This window comes from Plantibacter cousiniae (nom. nud.), assembly GCF_977070315.1.
Map to the genome: position 1 here is coordinate 84,702 of NZ_CDRVEU010000002.1, position 15,489 is coordinate 100,190.

At 62.6% G+C, this 15,489-nt stretch carries 13 protein-coding genes; 12 read left to right on the plus strand and 1 reads right to left on the minus strand.

The features are described 5' to 3' along the window. The first annotated feature begins 9 nt into the window (after positions 1-9). The 8 genes from ACW55A_RS04085 to ACW55A_RS04120 are packed head-to-tail and all read left to right on the plus strand — an operon-like array spanning position 10 to position 10,474. On the plus strand, positions 10-1,164 hold the full coding sequence (locus ACW55A_RS04085) for an NAD(P)/FAD-dependent oxidoreductase (RefSeq protein ID WP_455808812.1): 1,155 nt from the start codon (positions 10-12) through the stop codon (positions 1,162-1,164). After that, the gene (locus ACW55A_RS04090; protein WP_455808811.1) at positions 1,161-2,141 is read left to right on the plus strand and encodes an ABC transporter substrate-binding protein; all 981 of its coding nucleotides are present in this window, start codon (positions 1,161-1,163) and stop codon (positions 2,139-2,141) included. The genes ACW55A_RS04085 and ACW55A_RS04090 overlap by 4 nt, the downstream gene beginning before the upstream one ends. Positions 2,142-2,185: 44 nt before the next feature. After that, on the plus strand, positions 2,186-3,505 hold the full coding sequence (locus ACW55A_RS04095) for a lysine N(6)-hydroxylase/L-ornithine N(5)-oxygenase family protein (protein ID WP_455808810.1): 1,320 nt from the start codon (positions 2,186-2,188) through the stop codon (positions 3,503-3,505). A 5-nt stretch (positions 3,506-3,510) separates the two neighbouring features. After that, a complete protein-coding gene (gene sbnB, locus ACW55A_RS04100) occupies positions 3,511-5,694 on the plus strand; it encodes a 2,3-diaminopropionate biosynthesis protein SbnB (protein ID WP_455808809.1) in 2,184 nt (727 codons plus the stop codon). Positions 5,695-5,699: 5 nt separating this feature from the next. Further along, the gene (locus ACW55A_RS04105; RefSeq protein ID WP_498810774.1) at positions 5,700-7,442 is read left to right on the plus strand and encodes an FAD/NAD(P)-binding protein; all 1,743 of its coding nucleotides are present in this window, start codon (positions 5,700-5,702) and stop codon (positions 7,440-7,442) included. A 15-nt stretch (positions 7,443-7,457) separates the two neighbouring features. Continuing rightward, positions 7,458-8,102, plus strand: a complete 645-nt coding sequence (locus tag ACW55A_RS04110; protein ID WP_003370769.1) for a LysE family transporter — start codon at positions 7,458-7,460, stop codon at positions 8,100-8,102. A 24-nt stretch (positions 8,103-8,126) separates the two neighbouring features. Continuing rightward, the gene (locus tag ACW55A_RS04115) at positions 8,127-9,281 is read left to right on the plus strand and encodes an iron-containing alcohol dehydrogenase (RefSeq protein WP_455808806.1); all 1,155 of its coding nucleotides are present in this window, start codon (positions 8,127-8,129) and stop codon (positions 9,279-9,281) included. After that, complete coding sequence (locus ACW55A_RS04120) at positions 9,278-10,474, plus strand: serine hydrolase domain-containing protein (RefSeq protein ID WP_498810773.1); 1,197 nt, start codon at positions 9,278-9,280, stop codon at positions 10,472-10,474. The genes ACW55A_RS04115 and ACW55A_RS04120 overlap by 4 nt, the downstream gene beginning before the upstream one ends. On the opposite strand, the gene ftrA is transcribed toward ACW55A_RS04120, so the two are convergent. Continuing rightward, on the minus strand, positions 10,434-11,387 hold the full coding sequence (gene ftrA / locus ACW55A_RS04125) for a transcriptional regulator FtrA (protein ID WP_455808804.1): 954 nt from the start codon (positions 11,385-11,387) through the stop codon (positions 10,434-10,436). The genes ACW55A_RS04120 and ftrA overlap by 41 nt on opposite strands. Positions 11,388-11,529: 142 nt before the next feature. Here ftrA and ACW55A_RS04130 point away from each other — a divergent pair, with 142 nt between their 5' ends. The 4 genes from ACW55A_RS04130 to treS all read left to right on the plus strand — a co-directional run bounded on the left by ACW55A_RS04130 (position 11,530) and on the right by treS (position 15,458). Beyond that, positions 11,530-12,135 (plus strand): DJ-1/PfpI family protein, encoded by a 606-nt coding sequence (locus ACW55A_RS04130; RefSeq protein ID WP_003435425.1) that lies wholly within the window; start codon positions 11,530-11,532, stop codon positions 12,133-12,135. Between the two features lie 229 nt (positions 12,136-12,364). Next, on the plus strand, positions 12,365-12,664 hold the full coding sequence (locus ACW55A_RS04135; RefSeq protein WP_003370783.1) for a LysR family transcriptional regulator: 300 nt from the start codon (positions 12,365-12,367) through the stop codon (positions 12,662-12,664). Beyond that, a complete protein-coding gene (locus ACW55A_RS04140) occupies positions 12,661-13,230 on the plus strand; it encodes a substrate-binding domain-containing protein (RefSeq protein WP_455808845.1) in 570 nt (189 codons plus the stop codon). The genes ACW55A_RS04135 and ACW55A_RS04140 overlap by 4 nt, the downstream gene beginning before the upstream one ends. A gap of 164 nt (positions 13,231-13,394) precedes the next feature. Continuing rightward, positions 13,395-15,458: a maltose alpha-D-glucosyltransferase gene (gene treS / locus ACW55A_RS04145; protein ID WP_058396881.1), complete on the plus strand. Its 2,064-nt coding sequence runs from the start codon at positions 13,395-13,397 to the stop codon at positions 15,456-15,458. The last annotated feature ends 31 nt before the right edge of the window (positions 15,459-15,489 follow it).

Consider the following 15,489-nt stretch of genomic DNA (forward strand, 5'->3'; position numbering starts at 1 on the left):
TTCACGACAATGCTCATCGATTATGAGATAGCGGTCATTGGCGCCGGGATCACCGGCGCCAGTATCGCGGCGAAGCTGTGCAGCGCCGGTGTGTCGGTCGCGCTGATCGACAAGGGCGCAGCCGGCAGCCTGGGCGCAAGCGGTTATTCCGGCGGCCTGGTTCGCCTGTATGACAGCGATCCGCTGCTGATGGAGCTGGCGGCCTATTCCATCAGCCTGATGGACGACGGAGTTTTTGCGAGTACTTACGCCACTGCGTTGCGGCGCACCGGGGTGATTTACCGGGCGGCTACGGACCAGTTGGATAACCTGCACCGCGCCATCGACCAGTACGGCAGCGAACGCTACCCGATGCGCCTGCTGTCAGGTCACGAGCTCGATGGCCAGCGCTACCCGCACTGTCCGACGCTGGAACGCGTCAACCTGTTCGAGCCGCGCGCCTGCGTCGGCAATGTGCGCCAGGCCGTCGCCGCGCTGTGTCAGTCAGTACGCCAGCAGGGCTTGCTGCTGGAGCATCGCGAGATCAAGTCCATCGACTGCCGTGCGCCCGACCTTGTGCACATAGACCTGGGCAGCGCCAAGCTGCGTTGCCGGGCCGTGGTGGTCGCTGCCGGTGCCTGGAGCCAGCATCTGGTGCCGCACTCGGGGCTGGAAGCACGCTCGATTCCCCTGGCCCGGGTGCTGACCGAAGGCGACTGGTCAATGCCGGTGATTGATGCGGTGAACCAGAGCTACGGCATACCGCTGACTCGGCATATCGTGCAGACCGGCTGTGGCGCGCGTGACAGCGGCCTGTGGCCCGAGCACCTTGCGCAGCCTGACGCACGGCATGCCGAGGACGCCTGCAAGCGCGTCGCCCAGTTGTGCGCCTCGGTCGGCACGCCGCACGTGCTCGATGTGTTGCCCGGTTTCGACAGCTACAGCGCCGACGGTCGGCCGATGCTGGGGTTCTGCGCCGAGCGCAGCCCGGTGTATCTGGCCGCAGGCATGTCCGGGCTGGGCTTCAAGTTTGCGCCCGGCGTGGCGCACATTGCGGTCGAGCAACTGCGCAGGCATCTGGCCGGAGCTGACCGCGCTTGCTCTGGCTGGTCGGCATTGTCGCCAGGCAGGTCGATGCCGGGCTTTTCAGTCCAAGGCCTCGCGCTGGCGAGCGTGCAGTCATGACGTCTTCGATCGAATCGCGCCTGCCGGGCTTGCGAGTCGGGGTCAGCGCTCTGTTCGACCCCGACGACACGCCGCATGCACGGACCTTCTTGAGGGCGCTGGCGGTGGCGCGCAATGGCATCCCGGGGCTTGAGCGGGTGCAGTGGCACTTTCTCGACGACGCTGCCGATGCCGTTCGCGGTGCCGATGTGGCCCGGCAAATGATCGACTGGAAGGCCGATCTGGTCATCGGTCATTTCTCTTCGGATGCCGCCGTCGCTGCCGCGCCGCTGTATCGACACGCCGGCATTGCCCTGCTGACCCCCGCGGCGACGATCGATTGCCTGACTCTGGAGCATGACAACGTCTTTCGTTTCTGCCCCTCGGACCGGCAACTGGCGGCGGAGCTGGTCAGCTGGCTGGCGACTCGTCAGTGGCCGCGCGTGCATGTTCAGGCCGACGACAGTGCTCACGGTCGGGCCTTGTGCGTCGCCATCAGCGCGGCACTGGCCAGTGCCGGTTTGCAACGTGTCGACGAGCTCGACCAGGCCGATGTCGAGGTGTTTGCCGGACGCCTCAAACCCAGTCGCGAGCACTGGCAAGCGCGGCGGCAAGCGGGCAGTACTCGACCGCTGGTGCTGACCGACGACGCTGCCTCGCCGTATCTGGGGCGCGCCGCAGCGCACGACAGCAACACCTTCGTGATCGGCTTCGGAGCCCCCGGCAGCGCCGAACATCGCTGTCAGGCCCAAGCAATGCACCGGTCGCTGTTCGCTGCCGAACCGCAGACTTACTTTCGCGAAAGCCTGCTGATGCTTTACGTGCTGGCCGAGGTGGCCCGCGGCGGTCTTCGCGCCCGTCAACTGCCGGAAGCGTTTCGGCACAGCACCTTCAACACACCGCTGGGCGCGGTCAGCTTCGATCAGGGAGAGCTGCGCAGCGCGACGACCTGCCTCTGGACGCCAGGCCCCAACGGGCTGAGCCGCATCACCCCATAGCACCCAAAACACCGCTTTACACCAACTCTAAGGACAGGAACTTCATGGGTAACTCGACACCACACACCTTGCATTCGGACGCCGTCTGTATCGGCTTCGGTCCGGCCGGTATCGCGCTGGCCTGCGCGTTTGCCGATGCGCGGGAGGCCAATGACCCGCTGGGCGCGCTGTCCGTTCGCTATCTGGAGGCCGCGCAGGACAGCCAATGGCATCGCGAACTGCTGCTGGCCGGAACGGACATCAACCATCACGTATTTCGCGATCTGGTGACCCCGCGTAATCCACGCAGCCGCTTCTCGTTCGCCATGTACCTCAAGGAACACGGGCGAATGTTCGATTTCGGCCTGCTGGGCCGCCCGGCCAGTCGCCATGAATGGTCGGATTATCTGGCCTGGGTCGCCGCGCAGGTGGACAGCCAGACCTGCTTCAACACGCCGGTCACAGGCATTGACCCGGTGCTGCGTCACGGACGCCTGCATGAACTACGCGTATGCACGCCGGATACCAGCTTCACGACGCGCAATGTCGTGCTGTCCAGCGGCAGTGCGCCGCGTATTCCGCACGCGTTCGAGGCGCTGATCGGCCCGACGCTGTTTCACACGTCGCAGTTTCTGAGCCGCCTGCAAGCCTTTGGCGAGCAGTTGCCCAAGCGCTGGCTGGTGCTCGGTTCGGGGCAGAGCGCCAGTGAATCGGTGCTGGAACTGATCAGCCGCGACCCCAACATCGAGGTGCATTCAGTGCATCGCTCGGCTGGTTTCAAACTCACCCAGTTGGGCCAGTTCCCCAACCGGGTATTCGCTCCGGATCACGTCGATTATTTCCATAGCCTGGACCCCGCGGCGCGGCAGCGTTTTCTCGACTGGAGCCGCTCGACCAATTACGCAGGGATTGATCCGGACGAAAGCCAGAAGCTGTTTTCGTTGATCTACGAAGACGCCATCGCTGGTCGCAAGCGCCTGCAGACCTACGCCTACAGCGTGATCAGCGCCATCGAGCCCGTCGCCGAGGGCTATCGGGTCGAGCTGACCGACACGTTCAGCCAGCGCACTCAGGTGCTGGAGGTCGACGCCGTGGTGCTCGGCACCGGGTATCAGCACTACCTGATACCGCCGTTGTTAAGTGGTTTGCAGCCATGGCTGCAGGCCGATGTCGACGGGGGGCTGCTCATCGATCGGGATTATCGGGTCGCCACCCAAGGCGAGTGCGACGTGAATATCTGGGTCAACGGTCTTTCCGAACGCAGTCACGGAATCAGTGACAGTCAGTCGTTTTCACTGATGGCGTTGCGCGCCGAGCGTATCGCCACGGCCCTTCAGGAGGTTGTAGCACCGGCCGCCGAACCCTTGCTGGCACAGTGGAAGTGAAGCCCATGTACAACTCTCTTTGCGAAATCGTTCACGATCAGACCTTCCTCAAGGTGACTGGCCTGGGGGCCGATTTTTTCCTGAAAATGGAATCACTCAACCCGGCAGGCTCGATCAAGCTCAAGACTGCCGTGGGGTTGATCAATGACCTTCAGGCGCGAGGGCTGCTGGGCCCGGACACGATTCTGATCGAGTCCTCATCGGGCAATCTCGGGGTGGCGCTGGCGATGATCTGTGCTGAACGGGGCATCCCGTTTACCTGCGTGGTCGACCCCAACAGCTCCAGCCACAACATCCGCATCATGCGCAGCTATGGCGCCGAGGTCATCCAGGTCGAAATCCCGGACGCCAACGGCGGCTTTCTCGGGACGCGCATCGAGCTGATTCGTGAAAAAGTGGCCAGCGATCCGCGCTATGTCTGGCTCAATCAATACGAGAATGCGGCCAACCCGCGTGCCCATGCGCTAACCACAGCGCGTTCGATCAGCCAGCATTTCGGCCATGTGGATTATGTGTTCGTCGGTGCCGGGACCACTGGCACGCTGATGGGCTGTGTCCAGCATTTTCAGCGGCATCACCCGACCACCAGAATCATTGCCGTCGACAGCGTCGGTTCGGTGACCTTTGGCACTCCGGCCAGCCGTCGCTTCATACCGGGACTGGGCACCAGCCAGCATCCGCCAATCTTCAAGGCTGATGGTATTTACGCGCTGGAAATGGTCCCGGAATCCCGTACCGTCGCCATGTGCAGAATCCTGGCGCGCAGCAAGGGCCTGCTGGTCGGCGGGTCCACCGCAACGGTGATCGCTGCGGTGCATGCCTGGCGCGAGCGCATCGAGCCCGGTTCAGTGGTCGTGGCGTTATCGCCGGACTGGGGCGAGCGCTACCTGGATACTCTTTACGATGATCAGTGGGTCGAGCAGCGTTTTGGCCATGAAGTGCTGAGCATGACCTTGGCGGATCTTTCCTCATCAGAGACTGCAACATCTCCGGGAAGCGTGAAAACGCCTTCGCGAGCAAGCTCGCTCCCACAGAATGGGTGTGTAAAGGTCGTGCGCGCGCACGCAACTCCTTGTGGGACCGAGTTTGCTCGCGAAAACGGCGGTTCAGTCGCAGCGCCTTCGGGTGCAAGCGCGCTTGCGCGGGAGCAGAGTTCAACCTTCTGGCTGGCCGCCGAGCGGCTGAAGCGGTCGGCTTTCCATGTGGTCGACGGTGAGGTGGTTGCACGCCTGCTGGCGGCAGACCCGCTGGCCTGTATCGATGACGTTCAGACGGCGTATCTGGCCCATGAGGCTGGCCAGACCATCAATCCCGACAGTTACTTTCTGCGCTTTGCGCAGGCACCGGCCAATCGCATCATTGCCTTGCCCGCCAGCCTGTCGGGCGAGCAGCCGGTCAGTGGCATCAAATGGATTTCCAGCTTTCCGGGCAATATCGACACGGGCCTGCAGCGCGCCTCGGCAGTGCTGATCCTCAACGATCCGCTGACCGGCTATGCCTTTGCCTGTCTGGAAGCCTCGCGCATCAGCGCCATGCGCACGGCAGCCTCGGCGGTGCTTGGGGCGCGCTGGATGAACCGCCAGCAGCGTCATGTCGGACGAATGTCGTTCATCGGTGCCGGTTTCATTGCCCGCACCATCCTCGACATGTTCGTCAGCGATGGCTGGACGATGGAGGCCGTCAGCGTCTTCGATCAGCACCATGACTCGGCGCTGGCGCTGGTCGGGCATGCTGCCAGTCGCCATGGACTGCACAGCGAGCCGAGTGACCTGGTGACGTGCCTGCAAGCCGATGTGGTGGTGTTCGCCACTACCGCGCCAAGCCCTTATGTACTGGAGCCGGTGTTTCAGGCGGGGCAACTGGTGCTGAACATCTCGTTGCGCGATCTGGGGCCGGAGGTCATTGCCCAGGCCAACAACATCCTCGATGACGTCGAACACTGCCTCAAGGCTCAGACCTCGCCAGACCTTGCCGTGCAGCAGTATCAGCATCGCTCGTTCATTACCGGGACGCTGGCACAGCTGATGACCGGGCAAGTGGAGCTGAGTCCGGACAAGGCTTCGATCTTTTCGCCGTTCGGGCTCGGCGTGCTGGACCTCGCCGTGGGGCAGCGGGTGTATCGCCAGGCGGTGGCCGAGGGCAGCGCTTTGCCGGTGCCGCAGTTCTTCTTTGAATCGGCGCGCTGGTGATGGCCATGCACACGCATACCGTCGCCATTATCGGCATGGGCTCACGCGGGTTGAGCATTCTGGAGCAGTTGATCGGCATGAGTCGCCAAGACGTGCAGCAACCGCTGCGTATCGAGGTGTTCGATCCGCAGCCGCCGGGCAGCGGGCTGCACCTTGCGCAGCAGCCGGATTACCTGATGCTCAACACCATGGCTGGTCAATTGTCAGCGTTTTCTTCGGCATTCCCGGCGTGCGAACCGCCAGGCCCGACCTTTTTGCAATGGTGCAGCCGTGAGGATGTACGCCTGGACGCGCGCGGTCATGTCAGCCTGGACGGGCAGGGCAGAGCGGTGGTATTTGGCGACTTCGTGCCGCGTGCATTGCTCGGGCGCTATTTGCAGGACAGTTACCGTTTCCTGCTGCAACGCTGCCCGGCGCATGTGCAGGTGCGTCACCACGCCGAGCAGGTGCTGAGCGGCCAGCCAAGGTCGCAAACGCCGGGTTTCCGGCTGCGCACCGGCAGCGTGGTAATGGACGTCGACGGCGTATTCCTCACCAGCGGACACGCACCTGAAAACCCCGCGCAGCAGGACGTCGGCGATTGCGTGGTCATCGAAGGCCTGGGACTCACGGCCATGGACACGCTGGCCCATCTGACTGAGGGGCGCGGCGGGCGCTACGTGCGCGATGGTGGCTTTGCCGGCTGGCGCTACCTGCCGTCCGGACGCGAGCCCAGGGTGCTGATGTATTCGCGTAGCGGATTGCCGTTTCATGCCAGGCCGCAATGGCATGCCTGCCGTCACGCACCGTTGCCAAGGCTGTTTTTTACGGCCGATGCCATAGCCCGTTTGCGCGAGCAGAGGGAAGGCGGGCGGCTCGACTTTCGCGCCGATGTGCTGCCCCTGATCAAGGATGAGATGCGTGCCGTGTTTTATCAGGCCAGGGTCCGGATGGAGGCGCCTGGGCGATTGGACTCTGTTCAGCGCCTGCTGCGCGAGTCAATCACCAGATCTGCAGTGTTTGCCCGTCTGGCAGAGCAATGGGGTGCATTCGATCCTGAGCACTGGCTGAGCACTCAGCCCTGGTCTGGCGCCGAAGACTCGTATGGACCGTGGTTTGTCGACTGGATCAAACGTGACCTGGCCCTGAGTCGGCTGGGCACCGCGCACAGCCCGATCTGTCAGGCGCTGGAGGTCTGGCGCGATTATCGCGACCTGTTGCGTCTGGTCGCTGATCGCAACGGCCTGACTGAATCCTCGACGCGGGAGTTCTATGGCGTATGGGCGGGGCTGAGCAATCGTCTGGTCGGTGGGCCGCAGAAGGAACGCCATGAGGACCTGCTGGCGCTGATCGAAGCCGGGGTCGTGACGCTCTTGCCGCCGATGAGTGACGTGCAGGAGCCGCATAACTGCCTGTCTGCCCGCGTTGCCCACAGCGGCGTGTCGGGCAGTCGTCGGGGGTTGATCAACGATCTGCGCGAGCGCGGGCTGATTCGCGCCGCCCATGCCTGGCCTGCCGATGGCATCGACACCGACGCAGCGGGCCGCGCAATCGGTCGCGACGGTGAGGTGCAGCAGCGGCTATGGGTTCTCGGGCCCGCCGTGGAAGGCTGCACGTTCTACAACCACTACATACCGACACCTGACCCGTGCTGTCGCGCGCTGATCGAGGCGCGCCGGGCGGTCGAGTCCTGCCTGGATACGCTGACAAACACAACTTCAAGTGGCATCACATTTCAGTTGAATAAAGCTATTCAAGCCATTAATTAAAAAGGAATTATTGCCATGTACGAAATCACGTTGCTGACCGCTCTCGCTGGCGCGTTCATCGTGCTGATCATCAGCCCCGGTCCGAATTTTCTGGTGATCACCCAACTCTCGTTCAGCCAGTCGCGGCAGCAGGGTATCTGTGCCGGGCTGGGCGTGGCCTCGGGCAGCATTCTCTGGGCCTTGCTGGCCGCCACCGGTTTGGGGCTGGTATTTCAACAGTTGCCATGGCTGCAACCGACCCTGCAATTGCTCGGCGGTGCCTACCTCACCTGGCTCGGCAGCAAAAGCCTGCGCAGTGCCGGCAGCCAGCCCAAACCCAGGGACATCGCTGCGCTGGGCATTGGCAGTCTGAGCCGGGCCTATCGGTTCGGCTTGCTGACTAACCTGACCAATCCCAAGGCACTGGCGTTCTACACCAGCGTGTTCACCACCGTGACCACGCCAGGCATGCCGATGTGGGTGCGCACTGCGGGTGTGTCGATCATCGCGGTACTGGCGATTTCCTGGTTCGTGCTGCTCGCCACGCTGTTTTCGATACCTGCGGTACAGGCGCGCTATCAGCGCATGAAGAAGGCCATCGACATCGTCACCGGCCTGTTCATGATCGCTTTCGGCCTGCGCCTGCTGATCGGTTTGCTGCCTGTTGGCTTCATCCACTGAAATCATCTGTAAAGGAATACCTGAATGCATCGCAACGACTGGCACTACCCGACTTCCATCCGCGCAGGCGCAGGACGCGTCGACGAACTGGCCGACGCCTGCAGGGTGACCGGCATACAACGTCCGCTGCTGATCACCGACAGCTTTCTGGGCAGCACCGACATGATCGCCAGCGCCGTAGAGGACTGCCGCAGTCAGTTGGGCCACTGCGGCCTGTTTGACCGGGTCAAGGGCAACCCGACCGGCACCAACGTCGCCGAGGGGCTGCACGCTTACAGAACCGGTGGCTACGACGGTGTGATTGCGTTTGGCGGCGGCTCGGCGCTGGACGCTGCCAAGGCAGTCGCGCTGATGTCGGGCCAGACCCGCCCGTTATGGGATTTCGAAGACATCAACGACAACCACCTGCGCGCCGATCCGGCTGGCATTGCGCCGGTGATTGCGCTGCCGACGACGGCCGGGACCGGCTCTGAAGTCGGGCGTGCGTCAGTGATTACCGATGAACAGGCGCAGGTCAAACGCACCATCCTGCACATTCGCATGATGCCGCGCATCGCGATTCTGGATGCCACGCTGACACTCGACCTGCCCAGGCACCTGACCGCCGCCACCGGCGCCGATGCCTTGACCCACTGCATGGAGTCCTGGTGTTCGCCGGCCTGGCACCCCATGGCCGAAGCGGTTTCGGTCAAGGGCATGCAGATGATCAAGGCGTTTCTACCGCGTGTCGTCGCCGACGGGCAGGACCTTGAGGCGCGGCAGCAGATGCTGGTGGCCTCCAGCCTTGGCGCCGCTGCATTTCAGCGCGGTCTGGGCGGCGTACACGCGATCGCCCAGAGCCTTGGGGCGCTCTACGATCAGCATCACGGCTTGCTCAACGCAATCCTGCTGCCCTATGTGCTGGAGGCCAATCGTTCGGTGCTGCAGACGCAAATGGACGATCTGGCGGTTTACCTGCGGTTGCCTTCGCCCGGCTTCTCCGGGGTGATGGACTGGCTGCTGACGCTGCGCGAGCAGATTGGCATTCCACATACGCTGAGCGAGATCGGCATCGATGATCGCGAAGCCGAGCGGGTCGGGCGGATGGCTTTCGTCGATGGCTGCTCGCACACCAACCCGATTCGCCATTCGGCGCAGGTCTACGCGCAGATTTTCAGCCGCGCTGTGAGGGGCGAGTGAACCATGGCCGCCCTGACGAGGCGGGCATACAGCGTCTTGACCAAGTCTGGCGGGGATTCGTCGAGCCGGGCCGGATCGTCGGCGGGGTGCTGTTGCTGGCTCGCCAGGGCCGCCTGGAATACGCCAGTGCACGCGGTTGGGCGGATCGCGAGCAGCAGATTCCGATCACCCGCCACACGCGTTTTCGCCTGGCCTCACTGACCAAGCTGTTGACCTCGGTTGCGGTGTTGCGGCTCTGCGAACGGGGTGTGTTGGATCTTCAGGCTTCGGTGACTCATTGGTTGCCAGCCTTTCGACCGCATCTGGCCAATGGCCGCGAACCGTCCATCACGCTGCAGCACCTGCTGTCGCACACGTCGGGTTTGAGCTACGGCTTTGAGCAGGCGCCCGAGAATGCCTATCAGCGGGCCGGGGTGTCGGACGGGCTGGACCGGGTCCCGTTCGACCTGCAGGAAAACCTGACGCGTTTGGCGCGTGTACCCTTGCTGTTCGAGCCCGGCAGCGCCTGGGGATATTCGCTGGCCACTGATGTGCTGGGTGCAGTGGTCGAACAGGCCACTGGCCTGAATTTGTCAGAAGCCATCGATAAATGGGTCACCGTACCGTTGCGCATGCACGCGACCTCATTCAGGCACCTGCCGGAACATCCGCTGGCCAGCGCGTACAAGGACGGGCTCAGCAGCCCGCAGCGTATCGCCGACGAGGATGAGGTGCTGCTCGCCAGCGGCAAGGCGCGGCTGTCCGCAGCTCGCGTCTTTGACACCGGTGCGTATGAGTCGGGCGGTGCGGGAATGCTGGGCACGGCTGATGACTATCTTCGGCTGCTCGAATGCCTGCGTCTCGGCGGCGCGCCGCTATTGAGTGAAGCCAGTACCGCACGCTTGCTGGGCAATGCGATTGGCCAGACGAGCATCGCCAGCCGCGGACTCGGCTGGAGGTTCGGGTTGGGGCCGATGATTCTCACCGATCCAGTGCTCGCCGGGCAGCGGCAGGGCGCAGGGACCTGGTCATGGTGCGGCCTGTATGGCAGCCATTACTGGGTCGATCCGCATGCTGCGCTGAGCATGGTGGTCCTGACCAATACAGCGGTTGCCGGCGCGTGGGGCGAATTTGCCGACGCGATCGTCGATGCGCTTTACCCCGAGCCTGCGGTCAGGCCCGGGCGAATTGCTTGCGGTAGCTGCTCGGGCTGATGCCCACCAGATTGCGGAAGTGCCGGCGAAACGACTCTTCGGAGCCGAAGCCGGCGCGGTCCACCACTTCGTTCAGGCGTAATTTCGACGATTCCAGCAGTTCCTTGGCGTAGGCAATGCGCTCACCGAGCAACCAGTCATAAGGCGTCAGCCCGGTGCTTTCCATGAAGCTGCGGTGCAAGGTACGGGTACTGAGCGCCGCCCTGGAGGCCATCTCCTTGATGGTATGCGGGCGCTGCAAGTCGCTGCGAATCCAGTCCATCAGGTTGGAAATCGGCCCGTCGCTGGCCGATACCAGTTGCCGGGATGCGTATTGCGATTGTCCGCCTTCGCGATGAGGCGGGATGACCATGCGCTGCGCGACCATGTTGGCGACGCGCGAGCCGTGATCGTTGCGCACCAGGTGCAACATCATGTCCAGCCCGGCGGCCGAGCCTGCCGCGGTGACGATGCTGCCCTGATCCACATAGAGTTCGTTGGGCTGAATGGTCAGGCCAGGGTACATGGTGGCCAGCAGGTCGGTGTAGCGCCAGTGGGTCGTCACCTTGTGCCCGTCGAGCAGACCCGCCGCCGCCAGGACGAAGGCCCCGGTACAGATCGAGCAGATTCGCGCGCCGCGTGCATGAGCCGCCTGGAGCTGTTCGATGAGCCATTGCGGAACCGCGGATTCCACCCCGCGCCAGCCCGGCACGATGATGGTGTCGGCGTTTTCCAGCAGCACCTCGCCGGGTGTCGGCACGATAGTGATGCCCCCGGCAGCGGTGATCGGTCCGTCGTCGACCGGGAACGTCGCGAACTCGTACCAACTGACGCCCAGCTCGGGTCTTTTCAGCGCAAAGACTTCCACCGTGCAGCCAAATTCGAAGGTGCACAGCTGGTTATAAATGAGTGCGACAACGAGATGATTTTTCATGGCGCGATGTTACCGGATATTGGCATTTCAGCCAGTAGTTTGGCGTGATGCTACTGAGTAATCTGCTCTGTGTCACCGCTGAAACCCGCTTAACCCTCACTATGATGCAAGTGGTCTGCCATGCAGGCCCTGGAGCCAACTCGTGCCACTCAATATCGGTATCTACGTTTATGACGACGTCGAGGTTCTCGACTTCGCTGGCCCCTATGAAGTATTCACCACCGCAACCCGCATGCACGCTCGCAACAGCCGTGATGACCGGCAGTTGTTCAACGTATTCACCATCGGCCGCAGCACCGCGCCGGTGCGTGCCCGTGCCGGCCTCAAGGTCGATCCGGATTTCTCGATCAACGACCATCCGGCCGTCGACTGCCTGATCGTTCCGGGTGGCGTCGTGACCGCCGAACTGGAAAAACCCGACGTGATTCACTGGATCAGCGATCAGTCGGAGCCTGGCCGCGTGGTCGCTGCCGTGTGCACCGGCGCCTTCCTGCTGGCCAGGACCGGCAAGCTGGCCGGCAAGCAAGTGACCACGCATTGGGAAGACATCGACGACCTCAAGGAAATGTTCCCGTCGGTGGACGTGCTCAGCACGCTGCGCTGGGTCGATGAGGGCTCGTTCGTGACATCGGCAGGTATTTCTGCCGGTATCGACATGAGCCTGCACTTGGTCGAGCGCCTGCACAGCCGTGAACTGGCCGAACGCACGGCGCTGCAAATGGATTTCGACTGGACCGAGAACGACTGAGTCATCCAGTCGAGCTGCGGATACCCCTGAAGAGGCTATGTGCCCGAAATGTGCATAGCCAGCGCTTCAACGCGATAGCCAGCGTTCGCTTTACCCCCGCTTGAGACATTCACTCGAATGGCCGATAACCCGGCCAGATCGGTGTTTCGGCGGGGGTTTCCTGTATTCCCGAGCCTTTGGCTCAGCGGCAGGGCCGCACCCACCTTTGCAAAACCAGAGTGCAGGACACATGAAAACCCACTTCTTCAAAGTCGTTCAAACCGTTGCACAGCACGGTTCGTTCTCGGAGGCCGCCGCCATTCTGGGCTGCAGCCAGTCGAACATCAGCTATGCCATCAAGGAGGTCGAAGATTTTTTCGAAAAACGCCTGTTCATTCGCAGCCGCACAGGCTGCACGCTCACCCCTGAAGGCAAGGTCATCAGCCAGACCCTGGGAAATATCATGGCCACGCTCGAACAACTAAAAAAAATGGGGTCAGTGGTAGCGTCACCATTCATTATCACTCGCACATCCGCGAGACCGGCCTGAGTGCCTCGCTGGACTTTCTCGCCCATCATTACCCCGATATCCATCTGAACGTGCTGCACCGCAGCGAACAGAATCCGTCGCTGGACGCATTGATAAAGGGCGTGGCCGATATCCTCATCCTGCCGGCTACTGTGCTGGACGAGCATTATCTCGAACACCATTGCTGGTCGGACCATTACGTACTGGTAGCGGCGCGAAGCAAGCAGGGCGCGGCGCAGTGTTTCGCCGAACTTGCGCAGGTGTCGCGCTATGTGGCCTGGCGGCATCCTGGGGTGGAGCGCCTGCACCAGCAACTGGCATCGGCACAGCTACGGCTCAACCAACGCGGCGAGCTCAGTTGCCTGGACACGCTGCTGGACCTGGTCGCCAAGCGCCATTGCATCTCGATTGTGCCCAGCGCGCTGTTGAGCGGGCGGCTTCGCGAGCTGGAATCTATCCCGCTGCCGCTGACCGTGAGACGCCAGATCAGCGTCGTGGCGCGGCCTGCTTCATTGTTGTCCAACGCCGCCAATGCCGTGGTTCAGGCACTCAAGAAACCACCGGCCTCGAACACTCGGCCTGATTGACGGAGGTGTCGCAAAACGTTGTCACAGTGCCCTTAACGAGCGTTTGACCGCGACATGAATGCAACGAATCGGGCCGGCAAGGCTCATATCCGTAAGCAATACATTCAGGACGCTCCGCATGCGGGGCGTCTCAGGTCGCCGATTCGAGAGGAAGACTGAACGCTATGACGATACCGGACAAGCAATACGTGGACTGGCTGGTCGAGCAATCGATGCTTAACGCCGCAAGACAGCGCGCCAAGACCTATTCGGGGCAGGGCAGGCTCTGGCAGCGTCCTTTCGCCCTTGCGCGTCCCAGAGACGCCTCCGCTATCGCCTCGGTCTGGTTTACCGCCTACCCGGCTTCCATCGTCACCCGTGAAGGTGGCTCGGTGCTTGAAGCACTGGGTGATGAAACGCTGTGGCATGCACTGTCGGAAATCGGCATTCAGGGCATTCATAACGGCCCGCTCAAGCTCTCCGGCGGACTGAAGGGGCGTGAGCGCACGCCGAGCATCGATGGCAACTTCGACCGCATCAGTTTCGGCATCGACCCTGACCTGGGTACCGAAGCACAACTGTTGAGCCTGTCGCGCATTGCCGCAGCGCACAACGCGGTGATCATCGATGACATCATTCCGTCGCACACCGGCAAGGGCGCAGACTTCCGCCTGGCCGAGATGGCGTACGAGGATTATCCCGGTTTGTTCCACATGGTCGAGATCCGTGAGGAAGACTGGCAGCTGTTGCCTGAAGTGCCAGCCGGCCGCGATGCGGTCAACCTGATGCCCGATGTGGTGGATCAGCTGCGCGACAAGCACTACATCGTCGGCCAGCTGCAACGGGTGATCTTCTTCGAGCCTGGGGTCAAGGAAACCGACTGGAGCGCCACCGACGTGGTACACGGCGTCGACGGCAAGGCCCGCCGCTGGGTCTACCTGCATTACTTCAAGGACGGCCAGCCCTCCTTGAACTGGCTGGACCCCAGCTTTGCCGCGCAGCAGATGATCATCGGTGACGCGCTGCATGCCATCGATGTCATGGGCGCCCGGGTGTTACGTCTGGACGCCAACGGCTTCCTTGGCGTCGAACGTCGCGCCGAAGGCACCGCCTGGTCGGAAAGCCATCCGCTGTCGATCACCGGCAACCAGCTTCTGGCTGGTGCGATCCGCAAGGCGGGCGGCTTCAGCTTCCAGGAGCTGAACCTGACCATCGATGACATTGCCTCCATGGGGCAGGGTGGCGCGGATCTGTCCTACGACTTCATTACCCGGCCGGCCTATCAGCACGCGCTGCTGACCGGCACCACCGAATTCCTGCGCCTGATGCTGCGTCAGGTGCATGCCTATGGCATCGATCCGGCATCGTTGATCCATGCCCTGCAGAACCACGACGAGCTGACCCTGGAACTGGTGCACTTCTGGACGCTGCACGCTCACGACACCTTCCATTACCAGGGCCAGACGTTCCCGGGCAACATCCTGCGCGAGCACATCCGTGAGGAAATGTACGAGAAGCTGTCCGGCGAACACGCGCCATACAACCTCAAGTTCGTCACCAACGGCGTCTCTTGCACCACAGCGAGCATCATCACTGCTGCGCTGGGCATTCGTGACCTGAGCACCATTACCGATGCCGACATTCAGCAGATCCAGCACATTCACCTGCTGCTGGTGATGTACAACGCCATGCAGCCGGGCGTATTTGCCCTGTCGGGCTGGGACCTCGTCGGTGCGTTGACGCTGCCGGCCGAGCAGGTTGACCACCTGATGCAGGATGGCGACACGCGCTGGGTTCATCGTGGCGCCTACGATCTGGTCGATCTGGACCCCGAAGCCGAGTTTTCTGCGGGTGACATGCCGCGTCCCAAGACGCTTTACGGCAGCCTGGTCAGTCAGCTTCAGCGACCTGATTCGTTTGCCTCGCAGCTCAAGAAGATTCTTGCTGTGCGCCGTGCCTATGACATCGCCGCAAGCCGTCAGATTCTGATTCCGGATGTCGAGCATCCGGGGCTGCTGGTCATGGTCCATGAACTGCCGGCTGGCAAGGGCACGCAGATCACTGCGCTCAATTTCAGCGCCGAGACGATCGTCGAAACGCTGCAACTGCCCGGTATTGCTCCAGGTCCGGTGGTCGACATCATCAACGAGCGTGTCGAAGGCGATTTGACCGAGCAGGGCGAGTTCACTATCACCCTGGACGCCTACGAAGGGCTGGCCCTGCGTGTGGTCAGCGCCTTGCCACTGTAAGGTGTAACGCGCAGCCGGATCGGCTGCGCGT

Excerpts from the sequence above, each read along its gene's own strand:
- ACW55A_RS04115 (WP_455808806.1), top strand. The coding sequence starts at position 8,127 with ATGCATCGCAACGACTGGCACTACCCGACTTCCATCCGCGCAGGCGCA.
- ACW55A_RS04085 (WP_455808812.1), top strand. The coding sequence starts at position 10 with ATGCTCATCGATTATGAGATAGCGGTCATTGGCGCCGGGATCACCGGC.
- ACW55A_RS04090 (WP_455808811.1), top strand. The coding sequence starts at position 1,161 with ATGACGTCTTCGATCGAATCGCGCCTGCCGGGCTTGCGAGTCGGGGTC.
- ACW55A_RS04135 (WP_003370783.1), top strand. The coding sequence starts at position 12,365 with ATGAAAACCCACTTCTTCAAAGTCGTTCAAACCGTTGCACAGCACGGT.
- ACW55A_RS04095 (WP_455808810.1), top strand. The coding sequence starts at position 2,186 with ATGGGTAACTCGACACCACACACCTTGCATTCGGACGCCGTCTGTATC.
- sbnB (WP_455808809.1), top strand. The coding sequence starts at position 3,511 with ATGTACAACTCTCTTTGCGAAATCGTTCACGATCAGACCTTCCTCAAG.
- ACW55A_RS04105 (WP_498810774.1), top strand. The coding sequence starts at position 5,700 with ATGCACACGCATACCGTCGCCATTATCGGCATGGGCTCACGCGGGTTG.
- ACW55A_RS04110 (WP_003370769.1), top strand. The coding sequence starts at position 7,458 with ATGTACGAAATCACGTTGCTGACCGCTCTCGCTGGCGCGTTCATCGTG.
- treS (WP_058396881.1), top strand. The coding sequence starts at position 13,395 with ATGACGATACCGGACAAGCAATACGTGGACTGGCTGGTCGAGCAATCG.
- ftrA (WP_455808804.1), bottom strand. The coding sequence starts at position 11,387 with ATGAAAAATCATCTCGTTGTCGCACTCATTTATAACCAGCTGTGCACC.